Below are 25,750 nucleotides of genomic sequence, written 5' to 3' on the forward strand. Positions count from 1 at the left end.
ATTGTTGTTCCACTGTCGGCGCCAGGTGTGGCGCCGCTATTCAGATTGCGTGAACCATTTCTCTCTCCGGGGCGAGGCTCCTTGTGTTCGGTGAAAGGATCAGTTGCGCGGCTTTCTCGGCGATCATCAGCGTCGGCGAGCAGGTGTTGCCCGAGGTGATGCTTGGCATGATCGACGCATCGGCAATGCGCAGGCCCGGCACGCCGTGCACACGCAGCTGTGCGTCGACCACCGCGTCCTTGTCTGCGCCCATGCGACAGGTGCCCACCGGGTGGAAGATGGTCGTGCCGATACGCGCCGCCGCTTCGTGCAGCTGTTCTTCGGTTTGCAGCGCGTCACCGGGTAAATATTCAACCGGCTTGAACTGGCTCAGGGCGGGGGCGGCCACGATCCGTCGCGTCAGGCGGATGGCATCGGCGGCCACGCGCAGGTCTTGCGGGTGGCTGAGGTAGTTGGGCTGGATCAGCGGCGCATCCGCCGGGTTGGCCGAGCGGATATCGATGCGCCCGCGACTCTGAGGGCGCAGGTCGCAGACCGATGCGGTAAAGGCCGGGAATGCATGCAGCGGCTCGCCAAAACGCTCCAGGGACAATGGCTGTACGTGGTACTCAAGGTTGGCCGAAGTCTGCTCCGGCCCGGAGCGGGCAAACGCGCCCAGCTGGCTGGGTGCCATCGACAACGGCCCGCTGCGGTCATACAGGTAGCGCAGGCCCATGCCCATTTTGCCCCAGACCGTGCCGGCGATCTGGTTCAGGGTGCGGGCGTTTTCGAGCTTGTAGATCAGGCGCAGTTGCAAGTGGTCCTGCAGGTTGCCACCGACGCCCGGCAGTTCATGGACCACATCGATGCCCAGGGGCTTGAGCACATGGGCGGGGCCGATACCCGAGCGTTGCAGGATGCCCGGCGAGCCGACGGCACCGGCGCACAGCACGATTTCCTTGCGTGCTTTCCAGCTCAGTTGCTGGCCGTGCTGGCGGCCGACGACCTGAGACGCGCGGCCGTTTTCCAGCACCACGCGGTCGACCTCTACCTCGGTCAGTACGGTCAGGTTGGGCCGCTGGCGCACCGGTTTGAGGAACGCCTTGGCCGCATTCCAGCGCACCCCGGCCTTCTGGTTGACCTGGAAATAACCGCAGCCTTCGTTATCGCCCTGGTTGAAATCGCTGATATTGGCGATGCCGCTTTGCTTGGCTGCCTCGCGAAACGCGTCCAGGATCGGCCACGACAGACGCTGCTGCTCGACGCGCCATTCGCCGCCGTCGCTGTGGAACGGCGATGTGCCGGCGAAATGGTTTTCGCTGTGCTTGAACAGCGGCAAGACGTCATCCCAGGCCCATCCGGGATTACCCTGCGCCGCCCAGTCGTCATAGTCGCGGGCCTGGCCGCGCATGTAGATCATGCCGTTGATGGAGGAGCAACCACCCAGTACCTTGCCGCGCGGGTAGCTCAGGGCTCGGCCTTGCAGGCCTGCCTGGGCTTCGGTCTTGAAGCACCAGTCGGTGCGCGGGTTGCCGATGCAGAACAGGTAGCCGACGGGAATATGAATCCAGGGGTAGTTGTCGCGACCACCGGCCTCCAGCAGCAAGACGCGATGGGCCGGGTTGGCGGACAGACGATTGGCCAGCAAGCAGCCAGCGGGGCCGGCGCCGACGATCACATAATCGTATTCAGCAGTTGCAATGGGCATCTGTGGGTCTCGCTTGTTTTTCTTATTGGCTCCATCCTAGTTGTTAGTTTTCGTCTTAAAAATGTTAGTTTTTGCCCAGCTGCTGTGCGTTTTTAAACAGCATGGCCCACGGGCAGGCTATGGAGGCGGTATGTTCGACTGGAATGACCTGCGGTTTTTTCTCGAATTGCAGCGCAGCGGCCGCTTGCTCACCGCCGCACAACGCTTGAAAACCACGCATGCCACTGTGGCCCGGCATATCGAAGCCATCGAAAAAAGCCTCGGTACTGCGCTGTTCGTACAGCACGCCCAGGGCTATGAGCTGACGCCGTCCGGTGAGGCCCTGCTCAAGCATGCCGAAGCCATGGAAAACGTGGCGCTGCTGGCGGAAGACGAACTCACCCATTCGGCGGCGCCCCTGGGCAAAATTCGTCTCGGTGTGGCGGAGGGCCTGGGGGTGATGTTTCTTGCCGGTCGCATGGGTGGGCTGTTCGAGCGCTATCCCGGCCTGGAAGTGGAATTGGTGGCGGTGCCGCGCTTTGTCAGCATTCTCAACCGTGAAGCGGAAATCAGCATTCACCTGGAACGCCCCAGCGTCGATCAATTGGTCACCCGCAAACTCACGGATTATCGCCTGGCGCTGTATGCCAGCCGCGCCTATCTGGAGCGTCATCCACCGATTGAAAAACGCGAAGACCTCGCGGCCCATTCATGGATCGACTATGTGGATGATCTGCTGTTCAGCCAGGAACTGAAATTCCTCAGCAGCTTCTGTCGCAATCCCAAGGTGGTCTTCCACAGCACCAGCGTGATTGCCCAGCACCAGGCTGCGCGGTCGGGTTTGGGGATCGCGGTATTGCCCTGTTTCATGGCGGCGGGCGATGCGGACTTGGTACCGTTACTGCCGGGGGAAAGCATCCAGCGCAGCTATTGGATCAGCTCGCGTAGGGAGTTGCATAAGTCGGTGCGGTTGCGCGTGTTGTGGGATTACCTGGTGGAGATGTGCGCTCGGGAGCAGAAACTATTGCTCGGTGAAGCTGACTGACGCAACCGAATCGAAAAGCTGGGAGGGGCTTGCCCCTGATAAGGCAAACACCAAACCTGTGGCGAGGGAGCAAGCTCCCTCGCCACAGATGCTTCTCGCTTCTGCTGTTTCTTAACTGACTGGCATCAGGGCTTGCCCCTCCCACATTTGGACCCTGGTGTGTCAGGCAGCGCTTAGAGTTTCACCACCTGATGCACCTGTTCGGCACAGGCGCGGGCTTCGTCAATCAGCTTGCCGAATGCATCGCTGGCCACTTCATCATGGGTCAACCAGCGCTTCTTCTGACTCAGGCGGTAGTGATAGCGCAGCGTGCCGCCCTCCAGTTTTCCGTCCAGGTCCAGGTCGAACCAGGGCGAGCGCACCTGGCAGCCGGGAATGGCTTTTTCCATCTGCGCGCCGGTCAGGGTGTAGTGATAGTCATAGGTTTCAGGGTTGCCCAGGTCCAGGTCGGCCTGTTGCCCCTGACGACGGTAATTGATGTAACCGTCCCAGCGATCTTTCAGGGATGGATCGGTGTAGACATAGTCATTTCCGAGTTTTTCCAGGGCGCGTTTATCGGTGAGCCGTGCGCTGACGCTGTAGCCGTCGTGCACCACAAATCCCGTGGCCTGGCGGCTGATCTGGCAGTCGCTGATGTCGTTGCCGAAGTTGGCGCAGATGTCCTGGTCGGTCGCGGTGCTGCCTTGCTCACGGTCGGCGACGCTCAATTGCATCAGCGGCAGGCGACTAAAGGTGACGGTGGCCTCGACCGCGCCATCGCCTTGTTTGCCGAACTGCACGTGCTTGTCCAGGCGCCCCGCGACTTCTGGGCGTTCCAGCGGAATATGTTCTTCGCGCACCTGGCTCTGGGCATCGTTGACCAGCACCCAGCGATCCTGGATGTCGGGCAGGGTCTGGCCGGGTGCGAAGACCGGGTTGGTGGGGTCGAGCCACCACACCTGGCCGTCCACTTCGGCACGCACGATGGCGTGATTCGGCGCCAGGGTGCCTGGAATCAGCAAGGCCTCGGCCACATCGCCACGGCTGACCCACGCCGTCTCGGCCTTGATGCCGGCGGCCTTGAGCATTGCCGTGAGCAGGATCGCCAGGTCCTTGCAGTCGCCATAGCCATGCTGCTCGATTTCTTCCAGCTTGAACGGTACATAGCCACGGTCGGTGGCGCGCCAGTCGCCCAGGTAGCGGTAGTGATCGTTGATGTGCTGCATCAGCGCGGCGACTTGCTCCGCCGGGGCCAGCTTGCTGACAGCGGCAACGGCGGCAGCGGCGTGTGCCGGCAGGTTGACGCCGAGAATCTGGTTGTAGCGCTGGGCGAGATCGCCGAAATAGGCCTGGCTATCCAGGGCGCTGCCCAGTTCCAGGCGCGGGATGTGCAGCAGCGCCGAGCCGGACGGTTCATTGATGTAATTGAGGTAGACCGGCTTTTTTTGCACGACGTCCAGCGTCTTGCCATTGGCCGAAGGCGTTACCTTGAAGTCGTCGAACAGCTCACTGCGCCAGTGGATCGGCCGTTCAGCGGTGAAGCGCGCCTTGAAACGATCACGGCGGGCCGCGCTGGGGCCTAACTTGAGTACGTAGTGGAACTGGGTCATCAGCGGCTTGGCGGCGAAATGCTGGCGCACGGTGTAACGAATCTGCGTGCCGACCCGCAGGTTCGGGAAGGCCAGGGAGGTTTGCTGATCGCGACTGAAACCCTGGTCCGGGTTGGGCGCTGTGCGTGTGTCGATCTGCGTGACCGCCAGGGCGACGGGTTTGGCGCCAGGCTGGGTGGTTTGCGCGCTGATCACTTCAAAGCTGTCGCCTTCGGAGTAGTCGAAGTCGATGCGCGAGAGCATCTCGCGGCCGTTGGGTTTGAGGATGGTGTAGTGGTAGGTCGTGGTGCAGTCGGTGCTGGCGTCGCGGTTGAAGTGGCAGTGAAATTCGGTGTCGCTGGCCAGCGGGGCTTCGGCTATGGGTTGCAGGGCTGCACAGACGGAATGGGAAACCAGCCCCAGACTGATGGCAATCAAAGGGCGATGAAAGAAAAAACGGTACATGGGCGCCTCGGATGACACATTGAAACACTACCCGACGGGTAGGGAGAAGGCGCCGGATGATAATCGCTCTCAACGGAGAAGGCCAGGATTGTTCGACAATAATTGTGTCTGAAAGGCCCGTTCTAGAGCCTTTCCTTGATTTGTGTCAGGTCTTTCCGAGTTCGTGTGTGGCTTTTTTTCTAGAGAAACCAGCGGTATTCCCGCGCGTGAATTTCTTGCTGGAACGCCAGATGGTCCTGGCGTTTGTTCTCGCAGTACACGTCGACAAATTCCGCGCCCAGCGTGTCGCGCACAACCTGCTGATGTTGCATGGCGCGCACGGCATCAAGCATCTCCACGGGGAAATCGGTGCCGCTGCTGCGGTCCTCGTTCAACGGCGCGATAGGCTCCTGACGGGCTTCAAGGCCGTGCTCCAGACCGGCAAGGATTGCCGCCAGCACCAGGTACGGATTGGCGTCGGCGCTGGCCAGGCGATGCTCGATACGCAGGTTGCGTGGGTCGGAATCGGGGATGCGCACGCACGCATCACGGTCTTCGAAGCCCCAACTGGCGCGGGTGGCGGCATTGACCGTACCGCCCAGGCGGCGGAAAGCGTTGTGGTTGGGCGAAAAGATCGGCATGCAATGGGGTAGCAACGCCAGGCAACCGGCCACGGCGTGGCGCAGCGGCTGTTGCTGGTGCGCCGCCAGCAGGTTGTTGCCGGCGCCGTCATACAGGCTCACATGCACATGCATGCCACTGCCCGGAAATTGCAGGTAAGGCTTGGCCATGAAGCTGGCGCGATAACCGTGTTTGAGTGCCACGCCCCGCGTGCTGCGGCAGAACAGGGCGGCCCAGTCGGCGGCGCGCAGAGCGTCTTGCGAATGGCCAAAATTGATTTCGAACTGGCCCGGGCCGATTTCCGCAGTGATCACCGTGATATCGATGCCCTGGGCCTTGGCGGTTTGCGCCATGTCATCCAGCACTTCGCTGAAGCGCGACAGCCGCTCGATATGCAGGGTGGGCTGGTCGTCGGCATCGTCGCTCAGCGGGTCGCGGGGGAATTGCGGCAGGCCGTTGTCGAGCTTTTTATCGAACAGGTAGAACTCCAGCTCGAACGCCACCACGGGGTGAATGTCCTTGTGATGCAGGCGCTCCAGCACCCTGGCCAGCACTTCGCGGGGTTCGAATTCGATGGGCGCTTCGGTGCCGTCGGAGGTGATCAGCATCTGCCCCAGCGGTTGCGATTCCCAGCTCACCGGCTTGAGCGTACCCGGCACCAGGCGTCGATTGGCATCCGGATCGCCGTCGTTGAAGCAGTAATCGCCAATCTTGAACAAGCCACCCTGGGCGCCCAGCAATACCGCGTTCTGCGGCAGCTTCAACGGGCTGCCGGCGGCGACCTTCTCAAGCATCTCCACCGGGTAGCGCTTGCCGTAGAAATGCCCCGCAATGTCCAGGGCGATCAGGTCGACGTAGCGCACGTCGGGATGGTTCTGGCGGAAGGCGCGCACTTCGGCCAGCAATGTTGCAGATTGGCTTTTCACGGGGTTTAGCTCCTAGTTGTAAACCCACAGCACGCGGGTGGGCAGGGCGGTCAGGTTGGCGTAGCGACAGTGGGCGAAACTGGCGAGATGGAAGCTGTCGCCAGGGCCGAGAGTGACCGCATCGGCCTCGCCTTCAACCCACAGCGTCAACTCGCCCTCCAGCACAAAACCGGCCTGTTCGGCACGGTCGCTCATGGTCTGCTCGCCGCTGTTGGCGCCGGGTGCCAACAGGCTGTCGAGCATCGAAAACGCGCCGTTCATGTTGGGCGAGACGAGGATGTCGGTGATGCCATTGGCGTAGTACACCGTGCGCCGCTCGTTGGGCCGCGTGACCCAGTCCACCGCCTTGGGTTTGGGCAGGCTGTAGAAGTACGTGGTCGGCACGTCGAGGGCGTGGCTGATGGCGGTCAGGTCGGCCACGGTCGGGCGCGACAGGCCACGTTCCACCTGGGAAAGGAAACCCACCGAGCGCTCGATCCTTTGCGCCAATTGCGCGAGGGTGAGCTTCTTGTGCTTGCGCAAGTCGTGGATCAGGGCCGCGAGGGTGGCGAGTTCATCTTGGGGTGTCATGAAATTCAGTTCGAATAATTTCATGAAAAATTACAGGATTAATTTCATGGGGGCAATGGGCGGCGAAGTTTGAACTCCCATTGTGGCGAGGGAGCTTGCTCCCGCTGGGCTGCGCAGCAGCCCCAAAAAAGCCCAGTCGAGGGTTTCCTGAACAAATGCGCTGGCCAGGTTGGGGCAGCTTCGCAGCCCAGCGGGAGCAAGCTCCCTCACCACAAGGGAGCGGGGAAACATGCGGAAATTGAGTTGGAGCGCGACCATTTGCAGGCCTGCTAGGTTGAATGAGTCATCCATCCATTCAAGGGCATCAAAGGATTGATTCAAAGACCCAACTCGCATTTGCTACGGCGTGGTCGTTATTCAGAAGCGGGTCGTGTGTACCTGGTGACGGCCGTGGTTTATCAGCGGCGTCCGGTTTTTGCTGACTTGTCTCTGGGCCGGTTATTGGTTGCAGAGCTCAAACGCGCCCACGATGCGGATCTGGTGACTTCCTTGGCCTGGGTGACCATGCCTGATCACCTTCACTGGATGTTCGAGCTGCGTGATGCAACGTTGCCGCAAGTGATACAGCAGGTGAAGTCGCGCAGCACACTGACCATCAACCAAGCCTGCGGTACGAAGGGCGCTTTTTGGCAGAATGGATACCATGATCGCGCGGCCCGAGCCGAAGAGGATCTCGTAAAGATTGCGCGCTACATCATCGCCAATCCATTGCGAGCCGGGCTGGTCGAGCGTATCGGCGACTACCCGCTCTGGGACGCAGTCTGGCTATAGCTCACTCGCCACGGGGTTTATTGGCAGGGTGTTGATGTGAATGATCCTGCGCCGCTGCGGTCGGAACCTGGTACGCACCCAAAATTGAAGGAGCACCCATGAAGTCAAAATCTCTCGTTGCCTGTGTTCTCGTTGCTGCAAGCCTGTCTACCGCCAGTTTTGTGGTGCAGGCCGGCGATACGCCGCAGGAGACCGTGCAGCCTTCCAACATCAATGCCCGTGATTTGAAAGAAGGCGATCGTGCCCCGGATATCCTGATGCGCAAGGAATCGGCGCTGGGCGACTGGAAAAAACGTGGCCTCAAGCAGCCTGAAGAAGAGAGCCAGTGGGCACGGGTTGGCGACAAGTATGTGCTGCTCAAGACCACCAACGGCACCATCCTCGAGATCACGCCAGTCAAGAAATAATCCTGAACAACCACCTGCTCGTAGCGCCTTTCTTGCGTTAAGGTAACCGGCCGTAAAATGGTCGCGTTACCTTAAAGAAAGAGAGCAGGATGCTTGCAGCGATAAGAAACTACCCCCGCACGGTCAACCTGTTGCTGTCCGCCACGTTGCTGCTGACGTTGGCCAAGGCGATCACGTTTCCATACCTGGTCATCTACCTCACCAGCCACTTCGCCCTCGACATCAGCCAGGTTGGCCTGGTGATCGGCAGTTCGCTGATTGTCGGCTCGCTGCTCAGCGTTTATGGCGGTTTCCTCGTCGACCGCGTCAACAGTTACCGTTTGCTGCTAGGTTTGAGTCTGGTATTTGTGCTGGGCTTTATCGGTACGGTGCTGGCGCAGAACATCTGGGCGTTCTATAGCTGTCTGATCCTGATCAACCTGGCCTATGCGGTCATCGATATCGCGATCAAGGCCGGTTTCGCCAGCCTGCTGCCGGAGGAGGGACGCAGCGAGGTGTTCTCCATCAAATATACGCTGACCAATATCGGCTACGCTGTGGGGCCGTTTTTTGGCGCGATGGTGGCGAAGGCGGATATCAGCCTGCCGTTTATTCTGTCGGCGTTATTGGGCGTCGGTTTTTTCCTGCTGTACTGGCGCCTGGGCGATCGCACACTGACCACTGTCGAGGTCACGCATAAACCGTTGCCGTTCATGGCCGTGGGCCGTGTGCTGCTCAAGGATCACCGCCTGGTGTGCTTCACCGTCGGTGGTTTGCTCAGTGCCGTGGTATTCGGCCAGTTCACGGCCTACCTGTCGCAATACCTGGTGACGACCACCACCGCCGAATACACCTACACCGTGATCAGCGCCGTGCTTACCACCAACGCCGTGCTGGTGATTGCCTTGCAGTATCTGATTGGCCGGCGCATCTCGCACCGTTACTTGAGCCAGTGGCTCATCGCCGGTTTGGGCATGTTCATGCTGGGTCTGATTGGCTTTGCGTTGTCCACCAGCGTGGTGTGGTGGGTGGTGGCAATGGCGGTGTTTACCGTGGGGGAGATCATCGTGTTCCCGGCCGAGTACATGTTTATCGACCGAATCGCGCCTGACGCGCTGAGGGGGATGTATTACGGCGCGCAGAACCTGTCCAATCTCGGCGCCGCATTGGGGCCGGTGCTTTGCGGGCTGGTGCTGGCCAGCCTGCCGGCGCATTACATGTTTTATATGCTCGGGGGGTTTATCGTCGGTGGCGGGGTGTTCTATTTCATTGGGGCGAAGATGAAGGCAAGTCATCCAGCGTGAGCTTGCCGACATTGTTGCTTTGCAGTTCATAGCGTAACTCGTCCACCATTTTCGCCACTTCCTGCGGGGTCTGCAGCCGGTTGGTACTGATCCCGGTGACCACCAGGTCGACTCGTCCGGTTTCGGCGTCGAAGACCTTGAGGGTCAGGGACGCATCCCGGCACAGGGTGAACTCGCAGGTCAGTGGCGACAGGCCTTCTTCGATGCAATTTCGCAGTTGAGAGAGGGTAAACATGCAGGCTCCTTCAAGGCACAGATACGATGCCTAGAAGGTTATTGACTGCCCTGGCGTCTCATAAGGCGAATTCGCACTAACTGCACTAGTGCATTTGCACTCTCAACGCTTGTTTTTCACGCGCAATTCGCCAGCGAACAGCCCGCGTTCACGGGCCCAGACGATGGCTGCACTACGACTATGCACCCCTAGCTTGGAGTACACGGTGGCCACATGGTTGCGCACGGTGTTGGGCGCCAGTTTCAGGCGTGAGGCAATCTCCTTGTCGGCCAGGCCTTCGCAGATCAACCCCAGCACGTCCCGCTCACGGGCCGTGAGGTCGGTGAAGGACACGTTCGGCAGGTTCGGGCTGTTGACGCTCTTGGCATTGGCCAGTTTTTCGATCAGGGTCTGGCTGAACCAGGAAGCGTCCTGCATGACTTCCTCGATGGCCGCGACCAGTTCCAGTTCCGAGCGTTTGCGTTCGGTGATGTTCATGAACACCAGCAGGTAGCACGGGATGTCCTGGATGATTACGGTGTCGGCGGACACCACGCAGTCGATCACTTCGTTGCCTTTTTTGCGCACTTTGAGGTCATGGCCTTCCAGGTTCCCGGCTTTCTCCAGGGTGGCGAACAGCTGTGCGCCGGCTTGGGGGCTGTCGATGAAGTCGATGTCTTCGATGGATTTGCCGATCAGTTCTTCACTGATATAGCCCGTGATGCTCATGAAGGCTTCGTTGATGTCCACCACCTGGCGATTGGCGGCGTTGCACACAAGTGTAGGCACCGGCGTCAGGCGGAAGGATTTGGCGAAGCGCTCTTCGCTCTGGCGCAGGGCGATTTCCGCTTTGCGTCGAGGCTCCAGGTCCATGAACGAAAACAGCATGCAGTCCTCTTCGTTCATGTCCAGCGGCTGGCCGGCCACGACCACCAGCTTGCTGCCGCCTTCAGGCAGCCTCAGTTCCGCTTGCATCTGCGGAATGGTCGAGCCTTGTCCCAGCCGCTCGATGGCCAGGTCCTTGCGCTCGGCGTGTTCGAGCACATCGAGTTCATACACGGATTTGCCGATGACCTGGTCGCGGTTGTAGCCGGTCATCTCCAGAAAGCCCTGATTGACCTTGATGTAGCGCAGGTCGCTGAGGCGACAGATCACCGCAGGCGCGGGGTTGGCGTTGAAGGTTTTCTCGAAGCGCTGCTCGGCGCTGGCCCATTCGGTGGCGTCGCTGAGGATCAGCACCAGCAGTTCCGGCTCGCCTTGTGAGTCGGTGATCACCAGGCTGCGCAAGCGATGAACCCAGGTCTTTTCTTCATCGGCCGTGGGCATGACTTCCACAATCACATCGCTGAACTCATCACCCGCCGCAGCGCGGGCCAGGGGGTAGCTGTCCAACTGCAGCGGATGGTTGTTGCGATACCGCAAGGCGAAGCGCTCGGCGTATTCCTGACCGTTGGCCCCCAGTCCCATGACGTCATGGACGCCGTGCATGGTCAGTGCGGCTTCGTTGGCCCAGAGAATGGTCTGGTCGACCTCGGCGAGGATCACGCCATCAGACAACCCGGAGATGATCTGCTGCAGTTGGCGGCGGTTGGTTTCTTTGGCAAGAACATCCTGTGTCATAGGTTCTCCAAGGTATGGACGCATGGTTTTACGACATCCCGGGTTCAGGATAGTGCAGAGAAATTGTTCGGGTGGGAGTGCGAATGCACCAGGCCAGGTAGTGCATATGAGCCGGGACTGAACGTATGTCGTTTCGCCACACTCCGAACCATCAAGGCACTTTGCCTTGCTCCCACCCCCTTGGAAGGACCTTTGTATGACGACTGTCTATGAAACCCATCGATCGCTGTTTCGCGTGTCCTGGAGCTCGGTATTGGCCGGTAGTGCAATTGCACTGGTCAGTTACCTCGTTTTGAGTGTGCTGGGTACGGCCATTGGCGCCAGCGCTGTTGACCCAATGGAAGCGGGTAACCCCTTGAGCGGCTTCGGCACCGGTGCCGGGATCTGGCTGTTTGTAGCAACGCTGGTCGCCGTCGCCCTCGGCGCGTTCGTGGCCGGGCGCACCGCACCGGATCGCGGCGGCCTGCATGGCGTGCTGACTTGGACACTGACCACCTTGCTCACCACCTGGCTGCTGGCAGGGCTGGCATCGAGTGTGGTGGGTACCGCTGGCAACGTAGTGGGCAAAGGCCTGTCCGCCGCCGGTAGTGGCATCGCCGCCGCCGCACCGGGCATAGGTAACAGCATCAAGCAACAGTTGAACGAGCAGGGCATCCAGCTGGATTGGAACAGCCTGCAAGGCCAGCTCGATACGCTGCTCAAGCAAACCGGCAAGCCTGAACTGAACCCAGCCAACGTCGAGCAGAAAACCGACCAGGTGGCCGCTGATGGCAAGCAATCGGCCAACGATGCGGCGACCAATCCTGCCCAGGCCGGTGATGAACTCAAGCAGTGGTTCGAACGCGTGAAAGCGTCCGGCGAGCCGGCACTGAATGCGGCGGACAAAGAGGCGCTGGTCAACATCGTCGCGGCGCGTACCGGCAAGAGCAAGGAAGAAGCCACCCAGATCGTCGATAACTATGCCCAGGCGTACCAGCAAGCCATGCAGAAAGTCGAAGAACTGAAACAGCAGGCTGAACAGAAAGCCCGTGAAGCCGCTGAAGTAGCGGCCAAGCAATTGTCCCGCGCAGCCTGGGGTACCTTGGCCATGTTGCTGTTGGGTGCCGCGTTGAGCTTCTTCGTCGGCCGGATCGCGCTGACAACCCGTCGCGTGCCATTGGCTTAATAGCATTTGCGGCAGGGACGCCGCGGGTGTGAACGCGTAAAATGCCGGCATTTTACGCGTTTCACGCAAAGGTGCCCTTTGACCGCAAGCAAAACCGTCGGACTGTTATTACTCACTTCTCTGTTGGCGGCGTGCGGCACCTCGCCGCCACGCACGCCCAACGACCTCTGCGCCATCTTCCGCGAAAAAGATGACTGGTACGACGCGGCCAAGGTCACGCAAAAACGCTGGGGCGTGCCGATCCAGGTGCCGTTCGCGATCATGTATCAGGAATCGGGCTTTCGCTACGACGCCAAGACACCGCGTAAATACCTGTTGTGGATCATCCCCTGGGGGCGCGTGTCCACGGCTTCCGGCTATGCCCAGGCCAAGGATGAAGTGTGGAATGACTACCGCAAAAGCACCGGGCGCAGCGGCGCTGATCGCGAAGATTTCGACGACGCCATCGACTTCATCGGTTGGTACATGGACAAGACCTACACCATCAACGGCGTCTACAAGTACGACGCCTACGGCCAGTACCTGAACTACCACGAAGGCTGGGGCGGCTATCGTCAGCGCACCTATGCCAGCAAAGCCTGGCTGCTGCCGGTGGCGAGCAAGGTGCAGGCGCGTTCGCAGACGTACGCCCGGCAATATGCCGGGTGCAAGGACGAGTTGGGGCGCGGGTTCTGGAGCCGGTTCTGGCACTGGTTGTAATCGCCGACCGCTGGATGCATGCAAATCAGAGTGTGGGAGGGGGCTTGCTCCCGATAGCAGGTTGGCAGTCAGCTCATTCTTGAATGGACCATCGCCATCGGGGGCAAGCCCCCTCCCACATTGGATCGCGTCGTCATGGCGCTTGCCAAACCTACCCGGTTCTGGGAAAACCCCAACCTTTACGCCTTCAACGAGAACCCCATGAGCAACGACGAACTGCAGGTCACCGACATCCGCCTGGGCGACGGCAAAGCCGTGGTCAAGGGCGCGCTGATCACCACTCAATACACCGGCACCCTGGAAGATGGCACGGTGTTCGATTCGTCCTGGGAGCGGGGCAAGCCGTTTCAGTGCGTGATCGGCACTGGCCGCGTGATCAAAGGCTGGGACCAGGGCTTGATGGGCATGCAGGTCGGCGGCGTGCGCACCTTGTTCGTGCCGGCGCAGCTGGCCTATGGCGAGCGCTCGATGGGCGCGCATATCAAGCCCAACAGCAATCTGCGCTTCGAGATTGAATTGCTGGAAGTGCTGACGCGGGATGATTGAAGAGGTGGAACATGGCGGTTGAGGACGGTTCCGGTAACCACGTTCCTGAACCCATCCTGAAGAAATTTCTTATTCACCCTGCGGAAACTTTCCTACGGTTTACTCTGCATAAATCGCGGCGTAAGCTTCGCGCGTTTTCATCAATAGCGGAGACCCTCAGTGGGTACTTGTTCGAGTGACAGTAGTCGGCCGGTTTCGGTAACCGGCACATACTTGGCAAGGTAACGCGCATTTTCCAGATGCCGTTGTCTCGCCAGAAAAAGCGAGAAACGGCATCCCGGCAGTGGCCATCCCTGGCGCCTGCCTGATTCCCTCTCATCGACGCTGACCAGCACCTGAGTTGCCTCGGGATGCTACGGACGCGCCTGCCGTTTACGGCGGGCGGGCCAGGTTCGGCTGCGCCTGTTTAAAAGGCGCGGCGTGGACAGGCAGTACCTGCACGACGGTTTTTCCTCGCGCAGGAGTAACACCATGAACCTCACGCTGCTCAAAGAGTTCTTCGCCGGCTTCCTGCGGACCCGGCATATCGCCCGGCATTTTCGGCGCCTGGCGATGCTTGAGACGGTGACCGACGCCAGTGTCAGCCGCGAAGTACCGCCCAGCCTGGCGCAAACCCTGGTGGCGGCGGCCAATGGCAGCGCCGTGCAACTGCTGGGCATGCTGGGCAGCCACGCCGAGGGCCTGAACGCCCAGGAGGCCGACGCGTTGCGTGGGCAGTACGGGCTCAATGAGGTCGAGCATGAGCAACCGCTGCCGTGGTGGGTGCACCTGTGGCACTGCTATAAAAACCCGTTCAATCTGCTGCTGACCCTGCTGGCGGTGATCTCCTGGCTGACCGAGGACATGAAGGCCGCCACGGTGATTTTTTCCATGGTGATGCTGTCGACCTTGCTGCGCTTCTGGCAGGAGGCCAAATCGAACAAGGCCGCTGACGCCTTGAAAGCCATGGTCAGCAACACGGCCACGGTGTTGCGCCGGGACGCGGCCAAGCGCCTTGAACTGCCGATCAAGCAACTGGTGCCAGGCGATCTGATCGTACTGTCGGCCGGTGACATGATTCCCGCCGATTGCCGCGTACTCAGTGCCAAGGACCTGTTCGTCAGCCAGGCGGCAATGACTGGCGAATCAATGCCGGTGGAGAAGTTCGTGCAGCAGCAGGATGCCGATGCGCGCAACCCACTGGACCTGGAAAATATCCTGTTCATGGGCACCAATGTGGTGTCCGGCGCCGCCACTGCGGTGATTCTGGCCACTGGCAACAGCACCTATTTCGGTGCGTTGGCGCAACGCGTCACGGCGACCGACCGTGCCACCACCTCGTTCCAGCATGGGGTCAACAAGGTCAGCTGGCTGCTGATCCGCTTCATGTTCGTGATGGCGCCGCTGGTATTGTTCATCAACGGGTTCACCAAGGGCGACTGGACCGAAGCCTTGCTGTTCGCGCTGTCGATCGCCGTGGGCCTTACCCCCGAAATGCTGCCGATGATCGTCACCTCGACGCTGGCCAAGGGCGCGGTGTTCCTGTCGCGCAAGAAGGTCATCGTCAAGCGCCTGGACGCGATCCAGAACTTCGGCGCCATGGATGTGTTGTGCACGGACAAGACCGGCACGCTGACGCAGGATCGGATTTTCCTGGCGCGCCATGTGGATGTGTGGGGGCAGGAATCCGAGGATGTGCTGGAAATGGCCTATCTCAACAGCTACTACCAGACCGGTTTGAAAAACCTGCTGGACGTGGCGGTGCTCGAGCACGTCGAAATCCATCGTGAATTGAAAGTGGGTACCGCGTTTCAGAAGATCGATGAGATTCCCTTCGACTTCAATCGCCGCCGCATGTCGGTCGTGGTTGCCGAGCAGAACCAGCCGCACTTGTTGATCTGCAAGGGTGCGGTTGAGGAGATTCTGTCGGTGTGCAGCACCGTGCGTCACGGCGAGGTCAACGAGGCGTTGACGGACGATCTGCTGGCGCGCATTCGCCAGGTCACCGCAGCGTTCAACGAAGAAGGCCTGCGCGTAGTAGCCGTGGCCGCGCAACCGATGGCGTCGGGTCGCGACACCTACAGCCTGGCGGACGAAAACGACCTGACCCTGATCGGTTATGTGGCCTTCCTTGACCCACCCAAGGAAAGCACCGCGCCGGCGCTCAAGGCGCTGAAGGCCCATGGCGTCGCGGTCAAAGTGCTGACGGGCGACAACGAGCTGGTTACCGCGAAAATCTGCCGTGAAGTGGGCCTGGAGCAACAAGGGCTGCTGATGGGCAACGCCATCGAAGGCATGACCGACGCCGAGCTGGCCCTGGCCGTGGAAACCACCAACGTGTTTGCCAAGCTCACGCCCAGCCACAAGGAGCGCATCGTGCGCCTGCTCAAGGCCAACGGGCATGTGGTCGGGTTCATGGGCGACGGCATTAACGATGCGCCGGCACTGCGTACGGCCGATATCGGTATCTCGGTGGACAGCGCGGTGGACATCGCCAAGGAAGCGGCTGACATCATCCTGCTGGAAAAAAGCCTGATGATCCTGGAGGAGGGCGTGCTGGAAGGCCGACGCACCTTCGCCAACATGCTCAAGTACATCAAGATGACCGCCAGTTCCAACTTCGGCAACGTGTTCTCAGTGCTGGTGGCGAGTGCGTTTATCCCGTTTTTGCCGATGCTGCCGATGCACCTGCTGGTGCAGAACCTGCTGTATGACATCTCGCAGATCGCGATTCCGTTCGACAACGTCGACGAGGAGATGCTTGCCAAGCCGCAACGCTGGCAGCCGGGTGATGTGGGGCGGTTCATGTTGTTCTTCGGGCCGATCAGCTCGATCTTCGACATCACCACGTTCGCACTCATGTGGTATGTGTTCGATGCCAACACCCCGGACCACCAGACCCTGTTCCAGTCGGGCTGGTTCGTGGTGGGGTTGCTCACCCAGACCTTGATCGTACACATGATCCGCACCCCGAAAATCCCGTTCCTGCAAAGCCGTGCGGCGCTGCCATTGATGGTGATGACGGGGGTGATCATGGCCGTCGGCATCTTCCTGCCGATGGGGCCATTGGCGCATTACTTCAAATTGCAGGCACTGCCGTCGCTGTACTTCGTGTTCCTGCCAGTGATTCTGCTGGCTTACATGGCACTTACCCAGGCGGTGAAGGGCTATTACATCCGTAAGTTTGGCTGGCAGTAACACGTTTTTTCTGCCGGGGGACGGGCTTGCCCTAATGACCGTTAGCCAAGCGAAAGTGGCCCCCTGTAGGAGCGAGCTTGCTCGCGAAAAACCCTTAGGCAACGCGTTCATTCTGGATAAACGCGGTGGCCCTGAGTTCTCCGCGAGCAAGCTCGCTCCTACAAAAAGACATTAGGGCTTGCCCGCGATGGGCTCGCACGGATTCGTGGCATTTCCAGTTGCCGCAGCAGTCATGGAGATTTTTTTATGCAGGCAATCAACAACATCAACCTCGACTCGCTGGTCGATACCGTCGTCAGTCTCACCGCGGCTTTTATTCTCGGCGGTTTGATCGGCTTCGAGCGCCAGTACCGCCAACGCACCGCAGGCTTGCGCACGAATGTGCTGGTGGCGGTCGGCGCGGCGATTTTTGTCGACATGGCCAATCGCCTGGGCGGTGCGGAAGGCGCGGTGCGCGTGGTCGCGTATGTGGTGTCGGGCATCGGGTTTCTGGGGGCCGGGGTGATCATGCGCGAAGAAGGCAATGTGCGCGGGCTCAACACGGCCGCCACCCTCTGGGCATCGGCCGCAGTGGGAGCCTGTGCGGGGGCCGACCTGATCCTTGAGGCGCTGCTGGGGACGCTGTTCGTACTGGCGGCCAATACCTTGTTGCGTCCGATCGTCAACAACATCAACCGCCAGCCTTTGGACGTGGTATCGGCCGAGGTCACCAACATCCTCTATGTCATCGCGCGGCGTAGCCAGCAACAGGCGGTCATGGTGCTGCTGGAAGCCGAGCTGGCGCGATGCAACTACCCGGCCAGCGATGTCGATGTAAGGCCGTTCGGCAGCGAAGAAGTCGAAATCGAGGCCACCCTGGCTGCGACGTCGGTTGACGGTGATGAGCTGGATGCGTTGGTGGCGCGTATCTCCACCTCCAGCCTGGTAGTGCAGGCGTTCTGGAGCCCAAGTACTACCGATTGACTCAACTGCATACCCCCTCGAGACAATACCTCTCAGGATTTTTCCGGGAAAAAATCCTACAAGTAGTCAGGATTATCCCTTCAATCAAAACGTCATTGCATTGCTAAGGTTGCGCACTTACGGCTGGCCGCTCATTCGCTTCTGGCCGTCAGATGATGTTGGAATGCAAGGGGCCAGGTGAAATGCCGATTATCGTCCTGGGAGCGCGCAGTGCCGTTTGTCGGGACTGTCATTTCTCACAGGTGCCGAGGTCCCATTTGATATGTAAGGGTACGTTGACCGCCTAGGGGTATGTATGAGCAAAGCATTAATTGTGGATGACCATCCGTTTATACGTGCGACGGTCAAGCATTTGCTGAAGTTGGAAGGATTCGATGAAATTTATCAGGCGGGTGACGGTGCGGATGCAATGCAATTGGCGCGCGAGCAACGTCCCGAACTGATCATCCTTGACCTGGCGATGCCCAAGCTGGGAGGGTTGGAGGTTATCAGTCGAATCAAGACCCTGGGCCTGCCATGCAGGATCCTGGTGTTGACCTCTTACCTGGCCGTATTTTTTTCCACCCGTTGCATGCGGGCCGGAGCCATGGGGTTCGTGGCCAAGACCGGCGAGCTGGACGAACTGCAAAAGGCCATCAGAGCGATCCAGTCAGGCTACAGCTGTTTCCCAAGCCTGCCGACCAGTTCGGTACGCCGTGACGATCTGCAAGAGACAGAGCGGCAGATGATCGACTGCCTGTCGGATCGTGAGTTGACCGTATTACAGAAGCTGGCCCTGGGGCTGGGCAACAAGGAAATTGCCGAAGACATGCTACTGAGCCATAAGACTATCAGCACCTACAAGACACGCCTCAAGGAGAAGTTACGTATGTCGTCAGTGGTGCATCTGTCCAAATTTGCCCAGCGCAATCATCTGATCTGATCATTTTAAATGACCGCCGTCGCGTTCAAGCGGTTCGCCACGATCCTCTGGTTGAGCCTGTTGCCCATGGTCGCGATGGCCTTTGATGAGCCCAACGTCTTGCGACTGTTGGGCCATTCTCGTATTGAGCCGCCCATCGTCACGCTGCAAGAGGCTGACTGGCGCTGGTTGCGCGAACGGCGCAGGTTGCTGATGGGGGTGTCCGCTCCCGATTACGCCCCCTTTGACCTGACCAATAACCGTGAAGAACTCGAAGGCATTACCGCCGATTTTGCAGCGCTGGTCAGCCAGGCCCTGAATATCACCATCGAGGTGCGGTGTTACGAAACCCGCGATGAAGTGATTGAAGCCCTCAAGCGTGGCGACGTGGATTTCCTCGGCTCGGCCAATGGTTATGAAGCGGCCGACCCGCAACTGGTCTTGTCCCGCTCGTACGCCAATGATCAACCCACCCTGGTGACCCGCACCAACGACAGCCAGGCGCTGAGCGATGACTTGGCGGGCAAGCGCGTGGCGATGCTTTATCACTATCTGCAGCCTGAGGTGGTACGGGCTTTCTACCCCAAAGCCCAGGTGGAGCTGTTCTCTTCGGCCTTCGAGGCTATTGGCGCGGTGGCGTTTGGCCGCGCCGATGTGTATCTGGGCGATGCCATCAGCACCAATTACCTGATCAACCGCAACCAGCTCAATATCGTGCGCATGGCAGATTTTTCCACCCTCGAAGTCAACCCGTTTGCCTTTGCGTTCACCCGGCAGAATAGGCGGCTGCCGCCGATCATCAATGCGGCGCTGGAAGCGATTCCCGCAGGTGAACAGATGGAAATATTGCGCCGCTGGAGCGGCGGCAACCTGGGCATTGTCGGCGCCGGTCGGTTGCACCTGAGTGCCAGCGAACAGCGCTGGCTCCTCAAGCATCCACGGGTCAAGGTCGCGGTGCTCGACAAACTCCTGCCGCTGTCAGTCATCGATGACCAGGGGCAGTTCGAAGGATTGAGTGCCGAGGTGCTGTCACGTGTCAGCCTGCGTACCGGCTTGAAGTTCGACGTGGTGCGAGGCAGCTCGATACCAAGCCAGATCGAACAGGTCAGCGTGGGCGCAGCGGATATGCTGGCGGTCGTGACCCCCAGTGTCGAACGCGCCGAAAAGGTACGGTTTACCCGGCCCTACCTGACCAACGCTCTGGTGCTGGTAACCCGAGGTGATGAACACAGCCCGGTCACGTTGGAAGATATGGTCGGTAAGCGCCTGGCGATGATCAGCGGCAACGGACTGCGCGATACCCTCACGCGGGACTTTCCCGGCATCCTGTTTATCGATGTAGAAAGCGCGGAACAGGCGATGGCGATGGTGGCGCGAGGCGAAGCGGAAGGCGCCGTCAATTCGCTGATCAGTGCGCGCTATATGATCGCCCGGTATTACCGCGACCGGTTGCGCATCACCAGCACGGTGGGTTCGGACCCTGCGCGCATCACGTTCGGGGTCAACCGCAGTCAGTTGGAGCTTTATTCGATCCTCGACAAGGCGCTGCTGAGCATTACCCCGCAGGAAATGGACGAGATGATCGGCCAATGGCGCAGCGAGTTGATCATCGAAGACAGTTATTGGCTGCGCCACCGCAACGTGATCATCCAGGGGTTCGGGCTGGCCGCGCTGTTACTGATCGTCACGCTGAGCTGGGCCATCTACTTGCGCGGCCTGATTCGCAAGCGCGTCCAGGCCGAACGGGCGTTGAGCGACCAGATGCGCTTTATGAGCGTATTGATCGACGGCACCCCACACCCGATTTACGTGCGCGACCGGCAGGGGCGATTGATGGCCTGCAACAACGCTTACCTGGACGTATTTGGCTATAAGCTCGAAGACGTAATCGGCAAAACCGTGGTGGAAACCGATGCCGGTAACCTGCCACAAGCTCAGTCGTTTCAACAGGATTACCTGCGCTTGATGGCAGACGGCGAGCCGCAGATTCATGACCGTATACTCAAGCTGCCCACTGGCGAGGCCCTGACCATCTACCAGTGGATGCTGCCCTACCGCGACGGTGACGAGAAAGTGGTGGGCATGATTGCCGGCTGGGTGGATGTCAGCGAACGCCAACAGTTGTTGGGGCAGTTGCAGGAAGCCAAGGACGACGCCGACGCCGCCAGCCGGGCCAAGACCACCTTTCTGGCGACCATGAGCCATGAGATTCGCACGCCGATGAACGCGGTGATCGGCATGATCGAGCTGGCCCTGAAGAATGCCGAGCAGGGCGTGGCTGACCGGGATGCCCTGGAGGTGGCGTCGGAGGCTTCGCGTGGCATGCTGGAGTTGATCGGCGATATTCTCGACATCGCGCGGATCGAGTCCGGTCATCTGTCGTTGGCCCTGGAACCGGCCAATCTGCACGAATTACTGACCTCGGTGGCGCGGGTGTTCGAAGGTCTGGCGCGGGCCAAGGGGTTGGCACTGCAGGTTGAACTTGATCCGTTGATCGACCGCGTGGTTCTGATTGACCCATTGCGATTCAAGCAGGTGGTATCGAATCTGCTGAGCAACGCCATCAAGTTCACCCACCAGGGCCAGGTCACGCTCGGCGCTCATGCGGCATTCGAAGGCGAGCACCTGGGGCTGCGATTATGGGTGCAGGACACCGGCATTGGCATCAGTGCCCAAGACCAGCTGCGCCTGTTCAGCCCGTTTATCCAGGCCGGCAACGGTGAGCAGTCGGCACGTAGCGGCTCCGGCCTGGGGTTGGTGATCAGCCGCAACTTGTGCGAAATGATGGAGGGCCGGCTGCACTTGAGCAGTGTGCTGGGGCAGGGCACGCGTGTAGATGTGACGCTGGCTCTGGTCATGACCGCGATACTGGCGCAGGAGGGGGCGCCGGCGAATGCTTCGGTATCGCCGCCCCAGGGCCTGAGTATTCTGGTGGTGGACGACTACCCGGCCAACCGTTTGCTGCTGGCTCGACAGTTGAGTTTCCTGGGCCACCGTATCACCACGGCCGAGGACGGAGTTGAGGGGCTCGAGCTATGGCGTGCCGGGCAGTTCGATGGCGTGATCACCGATTGCAATATGCCGTTCAAGAATGGCTACCAGTTGGCCCAGGACATCCGCGTATTGGAACGTGAACGAGGCCTGGCGCCATGCCTGCTCTTGGGGTTCACCGCCAATGCCCAACCCGAGGAGGCCGAGCGCTGTCGGCAAGCCGGTATGGATGGATGCCTGTTCAAGCCCACCGGGCTTGACGATTTGCGCGTGGCGCTGGCATCGCGCTCCACTTACGCCCTCAGCCCTGAACCTGCGGCATTTGATTTGAGTACCTTGATCGTGTTGACCGGGGAGGATCATCACGCGCTCACCGAGCTGTTGATACCTTTGCTCGACAGCCTGGAGGCGGATCGGGCGCTACTCCCGGCGCTGCGACACAAGGCTGACTTCGCCACGCTGCACGATCTTGCACATCGCGCCAAGGGCGGAGCGCGAATGGTCAAGGCACACGCGTTGATCGCTCGCTGTGAAGCGCTGGAGGCCGTCTGTGAAAGGCAAGATCGCAACGCGCTGGGGGCTGTGATCGATGAGGTGGAGGTGGCGATCATCGCTTTGCATGAGGGGCTGAGCCTTCATTGCAATCAGACTTGATCCCAATGACGGCCATCCGCAGATTTTGGGAGAAGTCCTACGCGATGGGGGAACATGCCTGATTTTGTCGGCGCGGTATGTCTGGAAAATGGGCGACGCTCACTGACGAGCGCTGCCTGCCCAGGGGTTTGCCATGCCGAACAAAGCACTGACCATCCTGATTGCCGATGACCTGCACTTGCAACGCCTGTACATCGAAAAAATGCTTAACCAGTTGGGGTATTACCGGATTGTGCCGGTGCAAACCTTTGAAGAGGTGCAGATTCTCACCGCGATTCCGGCCGACCCCTTCGACGTACTGATCATCAATGCCGGGCTGGCGGCCCATACGAGTGGGCCCCATCCTCAGGTTCGTCATGTATTGGTATACGACAACCTTGACCTGGCTAATCCCGCCGGCGCAATGCCGACGGTAGCGGTACGCCTGCCGGGCGTGCCAGACAACGTCAACCTCGAACATTTCATGGACATCATCGATCCACCCAAGGCCAGGACCGGCTTGCGGGTGCTGCCGTGGTTGAGGGCGTTGTCCCGCCAGCCGCTGGCCGGAGTCTAGTCCAGCGCCGGCGCCATGTTGCTGTGTCCACGAAGGCGCTCGGCGGCATTGCGCAGCAACTGCTCGGTGCCCGCCCAACCCAGGCAACCATCAGTCACCGACACGCCGTATTTCATTGACGGGCTCAGAGGCTGGCAACCCTCGAACAGGTGGCTTTCAAGCATCATGCCGATCAACGACGTATCGCCCCGCAAGCGTTGCTCCAGCACCTCGCTGAACACCGCTGGCTGGCGCAGCGGGTCTTTGCCGCTGTTGGCGTGGCTGCAATCGACCATGATGCGTGCCGCTACCTTGGACTTGGCCAGGTCGTGTTTCACCTGGGACACACTCTGGGCATCGTAGTTTGGCCCGCGGTGACCGCCGCGCAGTACCAGGTGGGTGTCGGGGTTGCCGGGAGTCTGGATGATTGCAGGATGCCCCTGGCCGTCGACGCCGAAGTGACGGTGTGGGTGCGAAGCCGAGCGCATCGCGTCACAGGCAATCGCGACGCCGCCGTCGGTACCGTTTTTGAAGCCTACGGGCATGCCCAGGCCGCTGGCCATTTCGCGGTGGATCTGCGACTCGGTGGTGCGCGCGCCAATGGCGACCCAACTGAGCAGGTCATCGAAGTAGCCGGCGGCCATGGGTTGCAACAGCTCGGTGGCGACCGGCAAGCCCAGGCGCAGCATTTCGCGCATCAGTTCACGGGACAGGGTGAGGCCCGCGGCCATGTCATCGCTGCCATCGAGGTGCGGATCGTAAGCCAGGCCTTTCCAGCCAATGGTGGTGCGGGGTTTTTCGACGTAGGCGCGGATGACCAGCAGCATCTGGTCGCTGACTTCAAGCGCCAGCTTCTTCAGATTGCGCGCGTATTCCATGGCCGATTGTGGATCGTGTATCGAGCATGGGCCGACAATCACCAGCAAGCGTGAATCCTCACCATTGAGGATGGCGCGCACGGCTTGGCGGTGGGTGTGCACCTGTTCGTTGAGGAACGGGCTGAGGGGCAGTTGATGCTTGAGTTCCATGGCGCTGGGCAGGCGCTGGGTCAAGGCTTCATTGGCACTGTTGAGGGTAGAGACGGGCAAAGCGGCGACAGAGGCGTTCATATTCAAGGTTTCCTGGGCAAGCGGCGGGCAATTCCCGCGCGCCTGGCCTACTGGGGTGTTCGACAATTGGCCGTATCGGCCAGCGTTGGCTTGCCACCAAGAGGCGACCGATCGGAGGCGGCAGGCTGTCCCGAACGGAGCTGGCTAAATCGCCATGCAGCGCAAGTGTCGTAGCGGTAATAGGTGGCGTAGTTCATGACGTGATTCCTTTAAGTGTGCTTGATCGAAAAAATTATCAGGGCCTGGAAAAACAAAACCCCCGATCGGGGAGCCGACCGGGGGTTAGATTTCTCTGGTAGGCGACCCCTTGAGTGGTGGGCGCCGATTTCAGGTATCAGGCGCGCCAGTGGCTAAACCAATACCCAAAATAAAAGCTGACCAGTGCGCTCGAACCGTTCACACGGGTAGCCGACACCGAGCGCGATGCGCTGGCAGCGGGGCAGACCTGGGTGTGGGTGAGTTGCAACATGGTATCGCTCCAAATGATGGGTGGAGCTTACTAGAGCTGCGCGGGTGGGTTCAATCAGTTATTTCTATTAGTTAGGGGGGCTTACGACTATGGGGTGAGTGCCGATATGCTGATCACCCACCTAATTATGATTGCCAGGATGCGACCATGACTGCCTTGATCCTTGCTGCGGCGCAGACTCTTTCTACTGCAGGCGACGTAGCGGCCAATATCGCGCGGCATCTCGTGTTCATGCAGGCTGCGGCCGCACAGGGCGTGCAATTGCTGGTGTTTCCAGAGCTGTCACTGACCGGCTATGAGCCTGCGCTTGCGGCAGACTTGGCCATTGCGCCTGAAGCGCCACTGCTGACGCCATTGCGCGAGATGGCGCGGGAACTGAAGCTGACGTCGGTGGTGGGTATGCCTGTGCGCCTAGCGCCAAACGCTGATGTACTGATTGGTGCCTTGGTGCTCGGGGCGGACGGCTCATTGGCGGTCTACACCAAGCAGTATCTGCACCCGGGCGAAGAAGTGGCGTTTGCAGCGGGGCGGGGCGGCGCGGTGCTTGAATGGGGAAATGATCGTATCGCGCTGGCCGTCTGCGCTGACTTTTCCCACGCCGATCATCCACGCCAGGCTGCACTAGCGCGCGCCAATATATATGCCGCGAGCGTGTTGATCAGCGAGAGCGGCTACGCAACGGACTGCGCGCTGCTACAGGGATATGCGGTCGAACATAATCTCCTGGTATTGATGGCTAACCATGGTGGGCCGTCGGGTGGCTGGGCCTGTGCTGGCCGCAGTGCGATTTGGGCGAACGATGGCCATTTGCTTGCGGTGGTGCCTGGTGTCGGCGAAGCGCTGGTGATTGCCCGTCGCGATGGTGCGCACTGGGTTGGGCACGTGGTGGCTGTGTAAATGGTATTCCACCTGCGCACTGCATCGGACCAGGACTTGCCATTTGCACGAACCCTGACTCATCGGGCGATGGATCGCTATTACGTGCAAAACCAGTTGCTGTGGTCCAACGATGGTTTCGATATGGCCTGGGCTGGTCGGGAAAACTGGCTGATCTGCAGCGATGACGGCGTAGTCGGGTTTATCAGCCTGAGTCGTGACAGTCACGCACTCTATATTCGAGAACTGCATATGCTTGAGGTATACCGCGGGCTCGGCGCAGGCAGTTGGGTGTTGGAGCAGATGGCGCTCAAGGCGCAACAGCCGGGCCTGTTGCGTTTGACCGTGTTCAAGACTAATCCGGCCAAGAGGCTTTATCAGCGCAGGGGGTTCAGCATTGTCGGTGAAGAAGACGGATTTTGGCGGATGGAACGCGTCTGCCGCCCTGGCTAAAACACAGACGCCATGTTCTTGCTGCCGTTGCTCGATGGTCCAGCCAGGCCTTGGCTTGTGTAGTAGCACGGATTCCG

General features: G+C 60.1%; 22 protein-coding genes. 14 read left to right on the forward strand and 8 right to left on the reverse strand.

What is annotated here, in order from left to right:
* Positions 1-40: 40 nt before the first annotated feature.
* Positions 41-1,687, reverse strand: coding sequence for a GMC family oxidoreductase (locus tag C4J94_RS09995; protein WP_124385993.1), 1,647 nt, complete (start codon positions 1,685-1,687; stop codon positions 41-43).
* A 130-nt stretch (positions 1,688-1,817) separates the two neighbouring features.
* On the opposite strand from C4J94_RS09995, the gene C4J94_RS10000 reads away from it, so the two are divergent.
* Positions 1,818-2,711, forward strand: a complete 894-nt coding sequence (locus tag C4J94_RS10000; protein WP_124385994.1) for a LysR family transcriptional regulator — start codon at positions 1,818-1,820, stop codon at positions 2,709-2,711.
* 173 nt (positions 2,712-2,884) lie between these two features.
* Here the strand turns inward: C4J94_RS10000 and C4J94_RS10005 are convergent, their stop codons facing one another.
* From C4J94_RS10005 to C4J94_RS10015, 3 genes are all read right to left on the reverse strand, one after another.
* Positions 2,885-4,744: a DUF3857 domain-containing transglutaminase family protein gene (locus C4J94_RS10005; RefSeq protein WP_124385995.1), complete on the reverse strand. Its 1,860-nt coding sequence runs from the start codon at positions 4,742-4,744 to the stop codon at positions 2,885-2,887.
* 179 nt (positions 4,745-4,923) lie between these two features.
* Complete coding sequence (locus C4J94_RS10010; RefSeq protein WP_124385996.1) at positions 4,924-6,270, reverse strand: glutamine synthetase family protein; 1,347 nt, start codon at positions 6,268-6,270, stop codon at positions 4,924-4,926.
* A 12-nt stretch (positions 6,271-6,282) separates the two neighbouring features.
* A complete protein-coding gene (locus C4J94_RS10015) occupies positions 6,283-6,840 on the reverse strand; it encodes a helix-turn-helix domain-containing protein (protein WP_124388950.1) in 558 nt (185 codons plus the stop codon).
* A gap of 312 nt (positions 6,841-7,152) precedes the next feature.
* Here C4J94_RS10015 and C4J94_RS10025 point away from each other — a divergent pair, with 312 nt between their 5' ends.
* The 3 genes from C4J94_RS10025 to C4J94_RS10035 all read left to right on the forward strand — a co-directional run bounded on the left by C4J94_RS10025 (position 7,153) and on the right by C4J94_RS10035 (position 9,301).
* Positions 7,153-7,611, forward strand: coding sequence for a transposase (locus tag C4J94_RS10025; protein ID WP_124385997.1), 459 nt, complete (start codon positions 7,153-7,155; stop codon positions 7,609-7,611).
* Between the two features lie 98 nt (positions 7,612-7,709).
* Entirely contained in the window at positions 7,710-8,018 is a 309-nt protein-coding gene (locus C4J94_RS10030) for an RcnB family protein (protein WP_124385998.1), read from the forward strand.
* Positions 8,019-8,107: 89 nt separating this feature from the next.
* Positions 8,108-9,301: an MFS transporter gene (locus tag C4J94_RS10035; protein ID WP_124385999.1), complete on the forward strand. Its 1,194-nt coding sequence runs from the start codon at positions 8,108-8,110 to the stop codon at positions 9,299-9,301.
* Here the strand turns inward: C4J94_RS10035 and C4J94_RS10040 are convergent.
* Both C4J94_RS10040 and C4J94_RS10045 read right to left on the reverse strand, forming a co-directional pair.
* The gene (locus C4J94_RS10040) at positions 9,264-9,536 is read right to left on the reverse strand and encodes a DUF1652 domain-containing protein (RefSeq protein ID WP_124386000.1); all 273 of its coding nucleotides are present in this window, start codon (positions 9,534-9,536) and stop codon (positions 9,264-9,266) included. The genes C4J94_RS10035 and C4J94_RS10040 overlap by 38 nt on opposite strands.
* A 102-nt stretch (positions 9,537-9,638) precedes the next feature.
* The gene (locus C4J94_RS10045; RefSeq protein WP_124386001.1) at positions 9,639-11,135 is read right to left on the reverse strand and encodes a PAS domain S-box protein; all 1,497 of its coding nucleotides are present in this window, start codon (positions 11,133-11,135) and stop codon (positions 9,639-9,641) included.
* Between the two features lie 196 nt (positions 11,136-11,331).
* Here C4J94_RS10045 and C4J94_RS10050 point away from each other — a divergent pair, with 196 nt between their 5' ends.
* The 8 genes from C4J94_RS10050 (at position 11,332) to C4J94_RS10090 (ending at position 22,787) form a co-directional block, all read left to right on the forward strand.
* On the forward strand, positions 11,332-12,300 hold the full coding sequence (locus tag C4J94_RS10050; protein WP_124386002.1) for a hypothetical protein: 969 nt from the start codon (positions 11,332-11,334) through the stop codon (positions 12,298-12,300).
* 78 nt (positions 12,301-12,378) lie between these two features.
* On the forward strand, positions 12,379-12,999 hold the full coding sequence (locus tag C4J94_RS10055; protein WP_124386003.1) for a hypothetical protein: 621 nt from the start codon (positions 12,379-12,381) through the stop codon (positions 12,997-12,999).
* Positions 13,000-13,200: 201 nt separating this feature from the next.
* A complete protein-coding gene (locus tag C4J94_RS10060; protein ID WP_124388951.1) occupies positions 13,201-13,545 on the forward strand; it encodes an FKBP-type peptidyl-prolyl cis-trans isomerase in 345 nt (114 codons plus the stop codon).
* A gap of 471 nt (positions 13,546-14,016) precedes the next feature.
* Positions 14,017-16,722, forward strand: coding sequence for a magnesium-translocating P-type ATPase (gene mgtA / locus C4J94_RS10070; protein WP_124386005.1), 2,706 nt, complete (start codon positions 14,017-14,019; stop codon positions 16,720-16,722).
* Between the two features lie 246 nt (positions 16,723-16,968).
* Positions 16,969-17,685, forward strand: a complete 717-nt coding sequence (locus C4J94_RS10075) for an MgtC/SapB family protein (RefSeq protein ID WP_065888250.1) — start codon at positions 16,969-16,971, stop codon at positions 17,683-17,685.
* Between the two features lie 295 nt (positions 17,686-17,980).
* Positions 17,981-18,607: a response regulator transcription factor gene (locus C4J94_RS10080; protein WP_124386006.1), complete on the forward strand. Its 627-nt coding sequence runs from the start codon at positions 17,981-17,983 to the stop codon at positions 18,605-18,607.
* Positions 18,608-18,616: 9 nt separating this feature from the next.
* Positions 18,617-22,231 carry a transporter substrate-binding domain-containing protein gene (locus C4J94_RS10085; RefSeq protein ID WP_124386007.1) on the forward strand — a complete coding sequence of 1,205 codons (3,615 nt, stop codon included), beginning with the start codon at positions 18,617-18,619 and terminating at the stop codon, positions 22,229-22,231.
* Between the two features lie 133 nt (positions 22,232-22,364).
* A complete protein-coding gene (locus C4J94_RS10090) occupies positions 22,365-22,787 on the forward strand; it encodes a chemotaxis protein CheY (protein ID WP_124386008.1) in 423 nt (140 codons plus the stop codon).
* On the opposite strand, the gene C4J94_RS10095 is transcribed toward C4J94_RS10090, so the two are convergent.
* A complete protein-coding gene (locus C4J94_RS10095) occupies positions 22,784-23,875 on the reverse strand; it encodes a 3-deoxy-7-phosphoheptulonate synthase (RefSeq protein ID WP_124386009.1) in 1,092 nt (363 codons plus the stop codon). The two genes, C4J94_RS10090 and C4J94_RS10095, sit on opposite strands and share 4 nt — an antisense overlap.
* Positions 23,876-24,209: 334 nt before the next feature.
* Positions 24,210-24,344 (reverse strand): hypothetical protein, encoded by a 135-nt coding sequence (locus tag C4J94_RS27815; protein ID WP_256657671.1) that lies wholly within the window; start codon positions 24,342-24,344, stop codon positions 24,210-24,212.
* 147 nt (positions 24,345-24,491) lie between these two features.
* Between C4J94_RS27815 and C4J94_RS10100 the strand changes: the two genes are divergently transcribed.
* Together C4J94_RS10100 and C4J94_RS10105 are read left to right on the forward strand one after the other, a co-directional pair.
* On the forward strand, positions 24,492-25,241 hold the full coding sequence (locus C4J94_RS10100) for a carbon-nitrogen hydrolase family protein (RefSeq protein WP_124386010.1): 750 nt from the start codon (positions 24,492-24,494) through the stop codon (positions 25,239-25,241).
* Positions 25,242-25,673, forward strand: coding sequence for a GNAT family N-acetyltransferase (locus tag C4J94_RS10105; protein WP_124386011.1), 432 nt, complete (start codon positions 25,242-25,244; stop codon positions 25,671-25,673). It begins immediately after the preceding gene.
* The last annotated feature ends 77 nt before the right edge of the window (positions 25,674-25,750 follow it).

Origin of the sequence: Pseudomonas sp. R5-89-07, assembly GCF_003851685.1 — a bacterium.
Classification (GTDB): Bacteria; Pseudomonadota; Gammaproteobacteria; order Pseudomonadales; family Pseudomonadaceae; genus Aquipseudomonas.